Annotated in this window: 13 protein-coding genes; 5 read left to right on the top strand and 8 right to left on the bottom strand. The window is 69.2% G+C overall.

The genetic code is table 11. The features are described from left to right. Window positions 1–34: 34 nt before the first annotated feature. The gene (locus ACX28W_RS38940) at window positions 35–439 is read right to left on the bottom strand and encodes a DnaJ family domain-containing protein (RefSeq protein WP_459004860.1); all 405 of its coding nucleotides are present in this window, start codon (window positions 437–439) and stop codon (window positions 35–37) included. Window positions 440–596: 157 nt separating this feature from the next. On the opposite strand from ACX28W_RS38940, the gene ACX28W_RS38945 reads away from it, so the two are divergent. Beyond that, window positions 597–992 carry an FHA domain-containing protein gene (locus tag ACX28W_RS38945; protein WP_459004861.1) on the top strand — a complete coding sequence of 132 codons (396 nt, stop codon included), beginning with the start codon at window positions 597–599 and terminating at the stop codon, window positions 990–992. 13 nt (window positions 993–1,005) lie between these two features. On the opposite strand, the gene ACX28W_RS38950 is transcribed toward ACX28W_RS38945, so the two are convergent. Together ACX28W_RS38950 and proP are read right to left on the bottom strand one after the other, a co-directional pair. After that, window positions 1,006–1,677, bottom strand: a complete 672-nt coding sequence (locus ACX28W_RS38950; protein WP_459004862.1) for an O-methyltransferase — start codon at window positions 1,675–1,677, stop codon at window positions 1,006–1,008. A gap of 104 nt (window positions 1,678–1,781) precedes the next feature. Then, window positions 1,782–3,188 carry a glycine betaine/L-proline transporter ProP gene (gene proP, locus ACX28W_RS38955; protein WP_459004863.1) on the bottom strand — a complete coding sequence of 469 codons (1,407 nt, stop codon included), beginning with the start codon at window positions 3,186–3,188 and terminating at the stop codon, window positions 1,782–1,784. Between the two features lie 367 nt (window positions 3,189–3,555). Here proP and ACX28W_RS38960 point away from each other — a divergent pair, with 367 nt between their 5' ends. Next, window positions 3,556–5,622, top strand: coding sequence for a bifunctional glycosyltransferase 87/phosphatase PAP2 family protein (locus ACX28W_RS38960; RefSeq protein WP_459004864.1), 2,067 nt, complete (start codon window positions 3,556–3,558; stop codon window positions 5,620–5,622). A 128-nt stretch (window positions 5,623–5,750) separates the two neighbouring features. Here ACX28W_RS38960 and ACX28W_RS38965 read toward each other — a convergent pair whose 3' ends face one another. Beyond that, window positions 5,751–6,986, bottom strand: a complete 1,236-nt coding sequence (locus tag ACX28W_RS38965) for a cytochrome P450 (RefSeq protein ID WP_459004865.1) — start codon at window positions 6,984–6,986, stop codon at window positions 5,751–5,753. A 256-nt stretch (window positions 6,987–7,242) separates the two neighbouring features. Between ACX28W_RS38965 and ACX28W_RS38970 the strand changes: the two genes are divergently transcribed. Beyond that, the gene (locus ACX28W_RS38970; RefSeq protein ID WP_459004866.1) at window positions 7,243–8,412 is read left to right on the top strand and encodes a steroid 3-ketoacyl-CoA thiolase; all 1,170 of its coding nucleotides are present in this window, start codon (window positions 7,243–7,245) and stop codon (window positions 8,410–8,412) included. On the opposite strand, the gene ACX28W_RS38975 is transcribed toward ACX28W_RS38970, so the two are convergent. Both ACX28W_RS38975 and ACX28W_RS38980 read right to left on the bottom strand, forming a co-directional pair. Then, the gene (locus tag ACX28W_RS38975) at window positions 8,396–8,674 is read right to left on the bottom strand and encodes a DUF397 domain-containing protein (RefSeq protein WP_459004867.1); all 279 of its coding nucleotides are present in this window, start codon (window positions 8,672–8,674) and stop codon (window positions 8,396–8,398) included. The two genes, ACX28W_RS38970 and ACX28W_RS38975, sit on opposite strands and share 17 nt — an antisense overlap. Further along, window positions 8,634–9,482, bottom strand: a complete 849-nt coding sequence (locus ACX28W_RS38980; protein WP_459004868.1) for a helix-turn-helix domain-containing protein — start codon at window positions 9,480–9,482, stop codon at window positions 8,634–8,636. The genes ACX28W_RS38975 and ACX28W_RS38980 overlap by 41 nt, the downstream gene beginning before the upstream one ends. A gap of 91 nt (window positions 9,483–9,573) precedes the next feature. Here ACX28W_RS38980 and ACX28W_RS38985 point away from each other — a divergent pair, with 91 nt between their 5' ends. After that, window positions 9,574–10,008 (top strand): ATP-binding protein, encoded by a 435-nt coding sequence (locus ACX28W_RS38985; protein ID WP_459004869.1) that lies wholly within the window; start codon window positions 9,574–9,576, stop codon window positions 10,006–10,008. Between the two features lie 186 nt (window positions 10,009–10,194). Next, on the top strand, window positions 10,195–11,484 hold the full coding sequence (locus ACX28W_RS38990; protein WP_459004870.1) for an esterase/lipase family protein: 1,290 nt from the start codon (window positions 10,195–10,197) through the stop codon (window positions 11,482–11,484). A 166-nt stretch (window positions 11,485–11,650) separates the two neighbouring features. Here the strand turns inward: ACX28W_RS38990 and ACX28W_RS38995 are convergent, their stop codons facing one another. Together ACX28W_RS38995 and ACX28W_RS39000 are read right to left on the bottom strand one after the other, a co-directional pair. After that, window positions 11,651–12,343, bottom strand: a complete 693-nt coding sequence (locus tag ACX28W_RS38995; RefSeq protein ID WP_459004871.1) for a YoaK family protein — start codon at window positions 12,341–12,343, stop codon at window positions 11,651–11,653. A gap of 112 nt (window positions 12,344–12,455) precedes the next feature. Then, a complete protein-coding gene (locus tag ACX28W_RS39000; RefSeq protein ID WP_459004872.1) occupies window positions 12,456–13,946 on the bottom strand; it encodes an AAA family ATPase in 1,491 nt (496 codons plus the stop codon). Between the last annotated feature and the right edge of the window lie 230 nt (window positions 13,947–14,176).

Genomic DNA, 14,176 nt, shown 5'->3' on the forward strand with positions numbered 1-14,176 from the left:
ATGTCCCGGGGCGCGGCCTCACGCGTCGACGTGGTCACCCGGCCCGGCGCTCGCGCCACTCCCGGACGATCTCATCCACGTCGTACGGCTTGAGGCCGAGGGGAGGCCCCGGCGGCGGCTTGAACATGACCTCGCGGATCTTGGCGTTGATGTCCTCGACGATCCGGCGCACGGCCCGCTCCGAGGGGGCCACGGAGGCCGCCGCGAGCGCGTCCTCGGCCTCCTTGCGCAGGGCGAGCGTCGGCGGCAGTACCGAAAGTCCCTCGCGGACCATCTTCCGCTTGACCCACCACAGTTCGTCGTACGACGTGTCGGTCACCTCGGGCATCGGCTTGCCCGCGCCGGGGAGGTCGGCGAACTCACCGCGGGCCTCCGCCTCGCGGATCTGTTTGTCGACCCAGGACTCGAAGCTGACGCCGGGTGGCTTGCGCTCGGTCATACGTCCATTGTGCCGGAGGAGGCCCGATCGGACGATGGGCCGATCTATCATGCGGCGGCGGCGGGTCAACCACGCCCGGCCCGAGGACAATTGATCCACTGAACCTGATCCACTGATCCACTGCACAGCTGAACCGCTGGAACACGAAGGAGCGCACGTGCTCGAACTCACCATGGCCTCGGTCACCGGGGCGGACGCCGGTGCGACGGCCGGAATGCTGATGGCCGACGCACCGAGCGACCCCGGCGCCATGCTGCGGGTGGGCCGGGACCGGACCGTGTGCCGTCTCGTGACCCCCGACGACTGGCTGTTCGTCTCCCGGGTGCACCTGGAGTTCCTGTGCGGCCCGGACGGCTCCTGGCAGGTCACGTGGCTGCGCGGGTCACGTCCGGACCCCTCCTCCGAGGTACGGCTGACGCTGGCCGGCCTGTCGACCCAGCCGCTCCCGTACGGCGGGACGGCGAAGCTCCCCGCGGGCGGCTCCGGGGAGATCGTCATCCTCGACCGCACCGGCCCGCACAGCGTGAACGTGGGCTTCTACCACGAGGTGTGAAGCCGGAAGCCGGTTACGGCAGCACCCGCGCCAGCGCGAACCCGTCGTACCCCTTGCTCCCCACCGTCTGGATCGCCGTACCGCTCAACTTCGGGTGGGAGGCGATCAGCTCGAGCGCGGACCGGGTGCCCCGCACGCTCGGGTCGGGGCTGCCCGCGTCGACGACCCGGCCTTCGCGCGCGACATTGTCGAGGACGATCACGCTGCCGGGGCGGGTGAGCTTGAGGGCCCACTCGATGTAGTGCGGGTTGTTCACCTTGTCCGCGTCGATGAAGACGAAGTCGAACGGCTCCGGGTTCTCCTCGGCCAGTTTCGGCAGCGACTCCAGTGCGGGGCCCACCCGCACCTCGGAGATCTTGTCGAGGCCCGCGCGGGCGAGGTTGCGGCGGGCCACCTCGGCGTGCGTGGCGTCGTACTCGAAGGTGATCAGCCGGCCGTCGGCGGGGAGCGCGCGGCCCAGCCAGATCGTGCTGTAGCCGCCGAGCGTGCCGATCTCGAGGATGCGGCGGGCCCCCTGGATCTGGGCGAGGAGCTGGAGCAGCTTGCCCTGGTTCGGCGCGACGTTGATCGGGGGCAGCCCGGCCGCGTCGCTGTCGCGCAGCGCCGCGGCCAGGGTCTCGTCGGCGGGGGAGAGGAGGGTGGCGAAGTAATCGTCGACGTCGTTCCAGAGCTGCGACTCGCTCATGCACCATGCCTTTCGTACGCCTAGTTAGATGCGCTAACTAGTTTCGTGGACGAATCTAGCCATGGTGCATGTGCTTGTCAGCCGGTTTGCCCCTGCGACCGGGCTCAGGTCAGCCGATCGGCGGCGGTGCCCTCGATCGCCGGGGCGGAACCCGGGAGCGGTCGGCCCGCACACTCCGCCATGAACCACACCGCCGCGCCGCCGATGACGGCCGCGGCCATCATGTAGTACGCGGGCATCATCATGTTCCCGGTCGCCCCGATGAGCGCCGTCACCACCAGCGGAGTCGTGCCGCCGAAGAGCGAGACGGAGACGTTGAAGCCGATGGAGAGCGAGCCGTAGCGGACCCGCGTCGGGAAGAGCGCGGGCAGCGCGGCGGGCATCGCGGACGTGAAGCACACCAGCAGCAGCCCCAGCGCGCCCATGCCGAGCGCGACCGCGAGCAGGCTGCCCTGGCGGATCAGCAGGATGGCCGGGACGGACAGGGCCAGGAAGCCGACGCAACCCGCGGCGATGACCGGGCGACGGCCGATCCGGTCGGTGAGGGCGCCCGCGAAGGGCTGCACGATCATCATCAGCGCCATCACGCCGAGGACGACCAGCAGTCCGTGCGTCTCGTCGTACTTCAGCTCGCTCGTCAGATAGCTCGGCATGTAGGACAGCAGCATGTAGTCGGTGACGTTGAACACCAGCACCAGGCCCATGCAGAGCAGCAGTGCCCGCCACTGACCCGTGACCATCTCGCGCAGTCGCACCTTGGGGCGCTCCCGCTCCGACTTCTCGACCTCCGCCGCGAACGCCGGAGTCTCCTCCAGGCGCATCCGCAGATACAGGCCGACGATGCCCATCGGGCCCGCGATCAGGAACGGCACGCGCCAGCCCCAGGACAGCAGGTCCTCGGTGGAGAGGAAGGCGGTCATGAGGGTGACCAGGCCCGCGCCGCCGATGTATCCGGCGAGGGTGCCGAACTCCAGCCAGCTGCCGAAGAAGCCGCGCTTCTTGTCGGGCGCGTACTCGGCGATGAAGGTGGACGCGCCCGCGTACTCACCACCGGTGGAGAAGCCCTGCACGAGCCGGGCCAGCAGCAGCAATATGGGCGCACCCACGCCGATCGTCGCGTACGACGGGATCAGGCCGATCGCGAAGGTGCCGATCGCCATCATGATCATGGTGACGGCGAGGACCTTCTGACGGCCGACGCGGTCACCGAGCGGGCCGAAGACCATGCCGCCGAGCGGGCGGACCAGGAAGGCCGCGGCGAAGGCGCCGAAGGTGGAGAGCAGCTGGGCGGTGGGGTTGCTCGACGGGAAGAAGACCTTGCCCAGCGTCACCGCGATGTAGCTGTAGACGCCGAAGTCGAACCACTCCATCGCGTTGCCGAGGGCCGCCGCCTTCACGGCGCGCTTGACCAGTGCCGGGTCGGTGACGGTGGCTGCTTCGGTACGGACAGGGGCCTGGGGGGCGACGGTGGCTACGGGCGCTACGGCGGTGTCGCGTGTGACGGTCGGCAAGATTCCGCTCGCCTGCCTTTCAACGGGGACAAGGACGTGGTCCGCCGACGGGGGTGAACCGGGGCGGACCAAAAAGCGACCATAGGGGCAGTCCGCCGCATTACGTGCTGTACGCGACTCGGTGCACAGTGCAGGCAAACGCGCTGTACGCAGGGGCGACGGGCGGGCCCGGAGCGGATTCTCGGGGGCCCGCCTGTGAGCTATGTCGCGGACCGGGGGCGGAACCGAACCGTCCGCGCACTATCGTCATCTGGACAAAGAAGGAGAGGACGTCAGGTGAAGTGGGGGTTGCCTGCGTCTCTCCGTGGGGGCGGTGCGAGCCTCATAGGGGTCGAACAGGCAAACGGGGCGGGAGGGCCGACGGGGCGTGGCGAACGTTGAGCACGGCGGGAGAGCGGGTAGTGCCTTCGGGGCGGGGGCGGGGGCGGGGGCGGCCGGGACGGCGAAGGAACGGCTGAGCGCGGTGCGGATCGGGCTGTGGCTGATTGCCACGGTCCTCGCGATACGGCAGGTCGCCGTCGTCCTCAGCACCCCGAAAGGGGAACGGCTGACGGACCTGGAGACCTGGGTCGGACCCGACGGCGTCCTGCATGTGAAGGGGTCGCTGTACGACTCGACGCGGTTCACCGGCACCCCGTTCGGCGGGCTCGTCCTCAAACCGCTCACCCGCGCGGCCGAGCAGGCGCTCGGCTGGGGCTGGACCTTCGGCACACTGCTGCTGGTCGTCGCGCTCGGCCTGGTCGCGGCGCGCGCCCTGCCCAAGCCCGTGAGCCGGCGTACGTCCCTGCTCGCCGCACCCGTGGCGATCAGCCTGCTGATGCTGTCGCTGCCGGTGCGCAACGCCCTCAACCTCGGCCAGACCAGCATCATCCCGGTGCTGCTCGTCCTGCTCGGCTGCCTCACGGTCCGCGGGGAGCGCGCGAGCGGCATCCTGATCGGCCTCGCGGCGGCGCTCCAGCCGACCGTGCTGCTCTTCGCGCCGCTGCTCTGGTTCACCGGGCGCCGCCGCGCCGCCGCCTCCACCGGGATCACCTTCGCCGCCGTCACCGCGCTCGCCTGGGCCGCGCTGCCGCACGACTCCACCACCTACTGGGTGCACCACCTGGCGGGCGTCGGCCTCGGCCGGGACGCGGACGACCTCACCAACCAGTCGCTGCACGGCACGCTGCTGCGGCTCGGCCTCAACGGCCCGCTGGAGATCGGCCTGTTCCTGCTGCTCGGCGCGGCCGTCGCGGTCCTCGGGCTGCGCCGCGCCGTGCGCTACGCACAGGACGGACAGCTGCTCCTGGCCGTCGCGATCACCGGCTGTGTCGCGGTCGCCGTCTCGCCCACGACCTGGCAGCACCAGCTGCTGTGGGTGCTGCTCGCGCTGGTCGGCCGCGTCGGCAGGAAGACCTCGGACCGCTATATGTGGCCCGTCGCCGTCATCCTCGTCATGACGCTGCCCGCGAAGATGATGCTGCCGAACATGCCGGCGCTCTACCCGCTGCGCGACAACGTGGTGCTGCTCGCCGCGCTCGCCGCCGCCCTCGCCGTCCCGTTCCTGTCCCGCACCTCGGAGTACTACCGGGCGCCGATACCCACCGACTACGCGAAGCCCGTCCCGGCCCGCTGGAAGCACATACCGCTGCTCCCCTTCCTGGGGCGCGTCCTCACCCGCCCGAACCTGCTCCTCGAACTCCTCCTGATCCGGGTCGGCTACTCCGCCTACCAGCAGGTCAGGCTCGCGGCGACGGGCGGCACCAACACGGGTGGCCGGGTCACCGCCGAGCGCCACGGTGACGAGATCCTCTCCCTCGAGCGGTTCCTGCACATCGACATCGAGCTCTGGGCCAACCACGCCGTGGTCAAGGTCGAGTGGCTGCGGGACTTCTTCGACTTCTACTACACGTCGTTCCACTTCGTCGTCCCGCTCACCGTCCTCGCCGTGCTCTACGTCCGCCGCCCCGCCGACTACCGCTGGGCGCGCTCGGCGCTCGGCTTCGCCACCCTGTTCGCACTCGTCGGCTTCTGGCTCTACCCCCTCGCCCCGCCGCGCCTGATGCCGGGGCTCGGCGTCATCGACACCGTGCACGGCGTGCAGGACTTCTCCAAGCCGGACTACGGCACGCTGACCGCGCTGACCAACCAGTACGCGGCGATGCCCTCGCTGCACTTCGGCTGGTCCCTGTGGTGTGGCCTGGTGATCGCGATCCTGGCCCCCAAGTGGTGGATGAAGGCGCTCGGCCTGCTGCACCCGCTGTTCACGGCATCGGCGATCGTCGCCACCGGCAACCACTGGGTGCTGGACGCGGTGGGCGGCGCGGCCGTGGTCGGCGCGGGCTTCGGCCTGACCTATCTGCTCCAGGGCCCGCGGCCCGGGCCCCTGATGAAACCCGTGGAGGTCGGCACGCGGGAGCCGGTCCCGGCGACGGGCAGCCGGACGCCGAGCTGACGACGAACTGGGCTTGTTTTCCTCAGACCCAGCCGTGACGGGGGAGGCAGGGGCAGGGCGTAGGGGGAATGCTCCTGCCTCCCTCGAGACGGGCCGGCGGCGCCGGGAACGCCGTCGGCCCGAGCACCTCAGACGGCGCTGACCTGGAGCTCCTTGACTCCGTTGATCCAGGCTGAGCGCAGTCGGCGTGGGTCGCCGACCAGGGTGAGGTTCGGCATCGCGTCGGCGATGGCGTTGAACATGAGGTCGATCTCCAGGACGGCGAGGGACTTGCCGAGGCAGTAGTGGGGGCCTCCGCCGCCGAAGCCGAGGTGGGGGTTGGGGTCGCGGGTGATGTCGAGGACGTCCGGGTTGTCGAAGACCTCGGGGTCGTGGTTGGCGGAAGCGTAGAAGATCCCGACCCGGTCGCCCTTCTTGATCTGCTTGCCCCCGAGTTCGGTGTCCTGGGTGGCGGTGCGCTGGAAGGCGTTGACCGGGGTGGCCCAGCGGACGATCTCCTCGGCGGTGGTCGCCGGGCGTTCACGCTTGTACAGCTCCCACTGATCAGGGTGGGTGAGGAAGGCGTGCATGCCGTGGGTGATGGCGTTGCGGGTGGTCTCGTTGCCGGCGACGGAGAGCATCAGCACGAAGAAGCCGAACTCGTCGTAGCTCAGGTTGCCCTCGTCCTCGGCCGCGACCAGCGTGCTGACGATGTCCTTCGCCGGGCACTTCTTGCGGTCGGCGGCCATGTTCATGGCGTACGAGATGAGCTCGGTGGCCGACTCGGCGCCGACCTCCTCGGTGATGGCGTACTCCGGGTCGTCGTACGCGATCATCTTGTTGGACCAGTCGAAGATCTTGGTCCGGTCGTCCTGCGGTATGCCGATCAGCTCGGCTATCGCCTGGAGGGGCAGTTCGCAGGCGACCTCGGTGACGAAGTCGAAGGGCCCGGAGTGGGCGCGGGCGCTCTCGACGATCGCGTGGGCGCGGGCGCGCAGCCTGTCCTCCAGGGCGCGGATGGCCCGTGGCGTGAAACCGCGCTGCACGATCTGGCGGACCCGGGTGTGCTCGGGCGGGTCCATGTTGAGCAGGATCAGCCGCTGGGCGTCGATCGCGTCGCGCTCGATGTGCTCGTTGAAGCGAATGATGGCGGTGTTGAGGGTGGAGGAGTAGAGCTCCGGGTGCGTGGAGACGTACTTGACGTCCGCGTGCCGGGTGACCGCCCAGTAGCCCTCGTCCTGGAAGCCGGCGAGGTTGGCCGACTGGGGGATCCAGCGGACCGGTTCGGCCAGCCGCAGCTCGGCGAACTCCGGCAGGGGCACGCGGTGTTGCAGTAGATCGGGGTCGGTGAAGTCGAACCCGTCGGGCAGCGCTGGACAGGGCATCGGCAACTCCCACCATCTGACGGTCCATCAGGAATTGCCGTGAAGGTAGTAACCGGTTCTACAACTGGCAAGGGGTGCGGCGACTCCAATTGCGTGCGGAGTTCGTGCAGATCGCAACTTCCGGGCCTGCACGCCCCTTGCGCCGATGGACGGCGCGTCAGCAGACTGCACACAGAACTAGAACGCGTACTAGTTCTGCGTGGCGGGTGGCCGGGACGCCCGCGCCGCGCGGGTACCGGAGGAGAGGACTCCCCCCATGGCCGCCGAGCCCGTGATCGTCGAAGCCGTACGGACCCCCATCGGCAAGCGCGGTGGCGCGCTCGCCAATCTGCACCCCGCCTATCTCCTGGGCGAGACCTACCGTGAACTCCTCGGCCGCACCGGCATCCCCGCCGACTGCGTCGAACAGATCGTCGGCGGCACGGTGACACACGCCGGCGAGCAGTCGATGAACCCCGCACGCACCGCCTGGCTCACCGTGGGCCTGCCCTACGAGACGGCGGCCACGACGGTCGACTGCCAGTGCGGATCCTCGCAGCAGGCCTCGCACATGGTCGCCAACATGGTCGCGGCGGGCGTGATCGACGTGGGGATCAGCTGCGGGGTCGAGGCGATGTCGCGGGTGCCGCTGGGCTCCGGCTCCAAGCACGGGCCGGGGAAGCCCTTCCCCGACGAGTGGAACGTCGACCTCCCCAACCAGTTCGAGGCGGCGGAGCGGATCGCGCGCCATCGCGGCCTGACGCGCGAGAACGTGGACTCACTGGGCCTCGCCTCACAGGAACGCGCCGCCGTCGCCTGGTCGGAGGAACGCTTCAAGCGCGAGACGTTCGCCGTACAGGTGCCGACCACGGAGGACGAACAACGGGCCGGGCAGGGCATGTGGCGGCTCGTCGACCGGGACGAGGGACTGCGCGACACGTCCATGGAGGCACTGGCCCGCCTGAAGCCGGTGATGCCGACGGCCGTGCATACGGCCGGCAACTCGTCGCAGATCTCGGACGGTGCCGCCGCCATCATGTGGGCGTCGAAACGGATGGCGCGCGCGCTGAAGCTGCGCCCGCGTGCGCGGATTGTCGCTCAGGCGCTGGTGGGTTCGGACCCGCACTTCCACCTGGACGGGCCGATCGACGCGACGCGAGCTGTGCTGGGGAAGGCCGGGATGTCCCTGAAGGACATCGACCTCGTCGAGATCAACGAGGCCTTCGCGTCAGTGGTGTTGAGCTGGGCGCAGGTCTTCGAACAGGACCTGGAGAAGGTCAACGTGAACGGCGGTGGGATCGCGCTCGGGCACCCGGTCGGGGCGACGGGAGCCCGGCTGATCACGACGGCCCTGCACGAACTGGAGCGCAGGGACAAGGAGTTCGCGCTCATCACGATGTGCGCGGGGGGTGGGCTCGCCACCGGGACGATCATTCAGCGGCTGTAGAGGTCCATGAGACGAAGGTGGTGAAGGCGGCGGGCGCGACGGCGAGGGTCGGGCCGGTGGGGTTCTTGGAGTCTCGGATGGCGATGGTGGCGCAGGGGGCTTCGGCGATCTCTACGCAGGAGCCGCCCGTGTCGCCGCTGTAACTTGCCTTGCGCCAGGCCAGGGCGCCGAGAGGTGCGCACTCGACGCAGTCGCCGCCCTGGTCGCTGCTGTAGCTGGACTTACGCCACTGGGCCCCGGTCCGGATCGAGTTGCTCGCCATACCGTTCCTCCATCACGCGCTGGATCAGCTTCGCCGAGTCCCTGAGGGAGAGCGCGGCGGCTTGAAGATGATCGTAACGGAGCGAGCAGTCCTTGACGGTGGCTCGGTTGGCGCTCGGATGTCCGCTGCCGTAGCCCTCGGTGTAAACGATGTCGGGGTCCTTCTCGAAGCGGTAGAGGTTGAACGAGCCTGTCAGTCCTGCGTGCGCTCCGACCGTGAACGGTAGGACCTGGATGTTGATCCGGGAGTCACCCTCGAACGACAACAGGTGGGCAAGTTGCTCCCGCATGACCTCCGGTCCGCCGATCTCCTGATACAGCGCCGCCTCACTGAGGACCATCCAGAAGACCGGCGGCTCCCCCTTCTCGAAAATGCATTGCCGGGCCAGCCGTACGGCAGTGCGGTCGTCGAGGTCGGCCTGATCCAGCGCGCCGAGTACGGCACGGACGTACGCCTCGGTCTGGAGGAGACCGTGCACCATGTTCATCTGATAGGTGCTGATTTCAGTGGCCCGTGCCTCCAACTCCGCAACCCGCTGAAACCACGCTGGGAGTTGAGTGCGCATCACCAGCAGGACCAGCCGTGACAGCAATCCGTCCGTGCCCAGCGCCGCGTCAACCCGCTCGCTGAACTCGGGGGTTGGCAGCTTCCTGGCCGTCTCGATCTGGCCCACCAGCGAGCCGGTGTAGTTGACGATGTCGCCGAGCTGCTTCTGTGTCAGCCCCGCGGATTCACGGTGACGGCGTAGTTCGAAGCCGTAATAGTCGAGCGGTGAAGCGCCCGGGTCGAGGACGTTGATGTGGGTCACGCGCGGCCCCTCTCACGCAACTCGGTCCACTCCGGGACCGGTTGTATCCGTTCCGTAGCCCAGAGTAGTTGCGCGAGGTCAGTCTCATAGGGTGAACGAATACTTTCCCCCCACACTCGCGGGGCCCCGCCCCGTCCAGTACTCCATGCGCGTCACCGTGAGCGAGCACTCGGCGCGGCACATCCGGCGCATCGCCCGCTCGTTGCTGCGCGAGTGGGACATGGCCGAGCTGACGGACGCCGTGGAACTGGGCGTGACGGAGCTGGTCGCCAACGTCGTACGCCATGTCCCGGACCGGCGCTGTGCGTTGCTGATGCTGCGGCAGGCGACTGGCGTGAGGGTGGAAGTCGCGGACGGCTCGCCGCAACTCCCCGCAGTGCCCGCCTACTTGTCCCCTGAGGCGGAGGGCGGGCGCGGACTCGTCCTGCTTGACGCGGTGGTCGACAAGTGGGGTGTGGAGCCTGGGCCCGGGGTCGGCAAGACGGTCTGGTTCGAGTGCGGGCCTGACCCTGCCTCTCTGCAGTGAGGCCACCTGGCACGCAGGTCGAAACCCATGTGGGGCTGAATCACTCATGGTGATGACGGTCGGCGGGGGAGTCGGAACATCCCATTTTATCCCTTGATGATGAGGCCACATCTCAGTCGACCAGCCGCGCCACGGCCCCGGGGCGTACATCCCCGGGGCCGTCGTGCGGCCTGCGGAAAGGGGAGCATGGCAGTGAGCGATGAGCAGTCGGCCCGCGAGCAGGAGTACGTCGGTGCTATCGGTCTGGTGACCCCGCTGGCCGCGCCGAAGCCGCCGCCGGCCCCGGCGCCGGACGAGACGTGGCACTTCGGCCGCCACCTCAACCCGGGTGAGGAGGGCGAGGAGGGCTACGTGCCGGTCTATGACGGCACCGCCTGGGTGTACTACGGCAAGGACCACCAGGGTGTGGACCGGCCGGTGCTGATGGCCGACGGCTTCAACACCGGGCCCAGCAAGCTGGACGAGCTGTACCACGGCTTCGAGCGGGGCGAGTACCCGCTGATGAGCCAGCTGCGTGACCGCGGCCGGACCGCGGTCGTCTTCGGCTACGGAGAGCGCTCCGCGTCGATCCTCGAAAACGCCGAATTCGTGATCAAGGCCATCACGAAGCTGGTCGATGAACGCAGAAGCAAGGAACCGCTGGTGGTCGGCGGGTTCAGCATGGGCGGCCTGGTCACCCGCTACGCTCTGGCGAAAATGGAATCCCAGGAGATGAAGCACGAGACCGCGACGTACTTCTCCTACGACAGCCCCCATCGCGGCGCGTGGGTACCGATCGGCCTGCAGGCGTTCGCGCACTACATGAAGCGCGGCAACCCGGCCAACAGCGGCCTGTCGGACCAGATCAACAGCGCCGCCTCCCGCGAGCTGATGTGGCAGCACATCGCGACGGTGGACGGCATTCCCGCGCAGGACAAGGAACGCTCCGACTTCCTCTCCGCCCTGGAGGACATCGGCAACTGGCCGACGCGAACGCGGCGCAACATCGGCGTCGCCAACGGCACCGGAAACGGCCAGGGCACGGGGATCCGGCCCGGCGTGGTCGCTTTCCGCTCCACCGGGATGCTGTTCCCCGGCACCATCATCTACACCCAGTCCGAGGGCGACGACGCCGTGGTCGCCGAGCTGAAAGCGAACTTCGGGCAGGACGAGACGATCACCACCGACGGGCTCCCGGAGATCGACGGCGCCCCCGGCGGCACCCTGGCGTCCTTCGGCATCGCCGCAAACACCCTCAACAGCCTGCCTTTCGGCAAGGCCGAAGCCCCGGTCCCCGAGATCTGCTTCGTGCCCTCGGTCAGCGCGGTGGCCATCCGAGACCTGGACACCACCGCCCTGCTGAACACGGACATCAGCGCCCTCGACCCCAGCGAGAGCGAACTCGACGAGTTCCTGTGCGCCTCACGGAACGAGGCGCACACCAAGATCACCGAGGAGCTGTGCAGCTGGCTCCTCGGCAAATTCGACCAGCGGTAGCCCCGCCGGAAATCCGTGATGGTCACGGCCGCCCGTCCGACCCTGGGGCTCTGCGAAGCTCTGACGGTCAAGTGCGGGAGGCCTTGTGGCCTGCTCATTCGGCGGCGGCACAGCCGTAGTGGCACAGCCGTCTTCGGCTGAGCTGCCGTCACTGCCATTACTGCCGTCAATCCCGCCCCGACGCCGCCACCGCCAGCACCCCCGACACCACCGCCGCGATCAGCAGCGGGATGCCCAGCCCGTGGTGGAGCACCAGCCAGGCGCCGAGCAGTGCGCCCGCGAGCATCGCGAGCACGGCGCCCGTGCGGCGGGGGGAGCGCTTGCCCGAGCCGTCCCCGGCCGGTGAGTCGGAGGCGAGGCCCGTCAGCGTCATCGTCAGGACCGTCGTCGTCAGGTCGGGCACGCCCAGCTTTCGTACCGTCGCGTTGCGCAGGCCCATGGCGATGGCCGTGAGGGAGATCAGCGTGTACGTCGTGCCGGTGGCGCCCGGCGCGGCAAAGGCGACCACCGCGGACACCCCCACGAACGCCGCCTCGGCGGCGAGCGTGACCCGCGCCCAGGTCCGGCGCGAACCGCCGCCGAGCCGCCCCGCGATCCGGCCTCCCGCCACTGCGCCCACCAGGAAGGAGACCAGCGAGGTCAGCGTGTGCGGGACGGAGAAGCCCGGTGCCCCGGCCGCGGCGAAGCCCAGCACCACCACGTTGCCGGTCATGTTCGCGGTGAAGACATGCCCCAGCCCCAGATAGCTCACCGCGTCGATGAGCCCACTGACCACGGTCAGCATCAGCAGCACCGGCACCAGAGGCAGACCGCGCGCCTCAGGGTCGTACGACTGCGGCTCGGTGCTCTCTGCGCTCATGGTGCCTCCGGTCGGCGGGACGGGCACAGTGCGCTCAAGTCCATCACGGACGCGCAGGACTTTCGGATGTCGACGTGCACCGCGTGTCCGTCGCGTCACGGACGCAGGGTCCCTACGCCCCGCCGTACAGGCGTTTCAGGTCGACGAGGACCACTTCTCCTCGCTCGGCTGCCCCTTGCAGATCCGGGGTGAAACCGATGCCGCTGTAACAGGCGGGGCGGGCGTGGCTCGTGTCGATGCCTTTGGCGGTGAGGAGCCCGAGGATGTGGCGGAGCCGGTCGAGGTGGCGTACGTCCATGACCTTGTTCCACTTCGCTTCGCCGATCGACAGCAGGATGCCGTGGTCCTGGCCGACCGCGCCGCGCACGACGACGTCGACTTCGTGGGAGGTGCGCGCGGCGGGGTCGGCGACGGTTCCCGAGGTGACCTCGATGGGCAGGCCGCCGAAGGTGTCGGGTTCCGCGTGCCAGGAGACCCACTCGCGGCACAGGTGCTCGAAGTGGGGGCCGACCACTTTGCTGAGGAACGTGTCCCGGGCGGTGGCCCAGGCTGCCGCCGGGTTGCGCCGCTGCGTCAGCAGGGCCTGGTTCGGGCGTACGACCGCGTGGTGGAACGTGATCAGGGGTTCGGCGATGCGGTACGCGCTGCGGTTGCGGCGGAAGGCGTCCGGTTCCACGGTCAGCAGGCCGCACCGCTTGAGCACGGTCAGCGGCTGGGATGTGTCGGTGGCCTTGCGGCCGACGGTGCTCGCGATGCCGCCGCTGGTGTGGTTGCCGGCCGCGACCGCCGCCAGGAGGGAGTGGTAGAGCGCGCGGTCGCGTACGTCCGGTTCGGCGGTGAGCAGGAACTCCGCCTCGCCCTGCAGGGGGCGTGCGGGGTTGAGGACCGTACGGCATACCCAGTCGTCGAAGTCGTCGAGTCCCGCCGGTACGTCGTCGCCCACGAACTCCCGCCGGTAGGCCGGAGTGCCGCCGACCACGGCGTGCGTGAGGACGGCGAGCCGCGGGTCGTCGATGTTCCAGAACGCGGCCGCCTCCCGATACCCCAGGGAGTGGACGACGAGGTCGAGTCCGGCGCGGCCGTACAGCGGTGAGGTGCCGGACAGCAGTCCACCCATGAACGACATCGCGCTGCCGCACAGCAGAAGGCGCGGATGCCGACGCAGATGGCGGCCACCACGGACGCCCAAGGCGGCCTGGAGCCGGGAAGGAAGGGATGTGTCGCCCCGGACCAGATACGGGAACTCGTCGATGACGATCGGGACGGGGCGCTGCGCGGCCAGATCGAAGAGGAGCTCCATGGCTTCGCTCCAGTCCCGGGGGCGTGGCGGCACGGGTGCTTCGGTGAAGTGTCCGATCGCCTCACCGATCAGCCTCAGGGACTCGGCGGCCGTCGCCTCGACGGCAGTGAAGTAGAAGCCGCCTGTCGCCTCGGTCAGAGCTTCGAGCAGGAAGCTCTTCCCCTGTCGACGGCGCCCGGACACGACTCCGAGGCGCGGACCGGGCTCCTCGTCGGAGACGAAGGCGGTCAGCTCGCTCCACTCCCAGTCCCGGTCGAAGATCTGGGATGGCTTGGGGATGTTGCGGCGAGGCGGTCGTGGCATGAGACCTCATTTTTAGTGGCGTACATCTAAGAAGTACATCTCTAAGAACGAGGGCGCACCTGTGTGGGTGCGGGTGTGGCGAAGGCGGCGGTCCCGGGGATCGGGGGGCCGCCGCCTTCGCGTCAGGGGGGAGCTATTTGGCTGCTGGGTGCTGGTTGCTCAGTACCAGTGGTGGGTCTGCCAGAAGTTCCAGGCGCCGACGGGGCTGCCGTAGCGGGAGTTCATGTAGT

The sequence above is a fragment of the Streptomyces sp. SD15 genome (assembly GCF_054462255.1).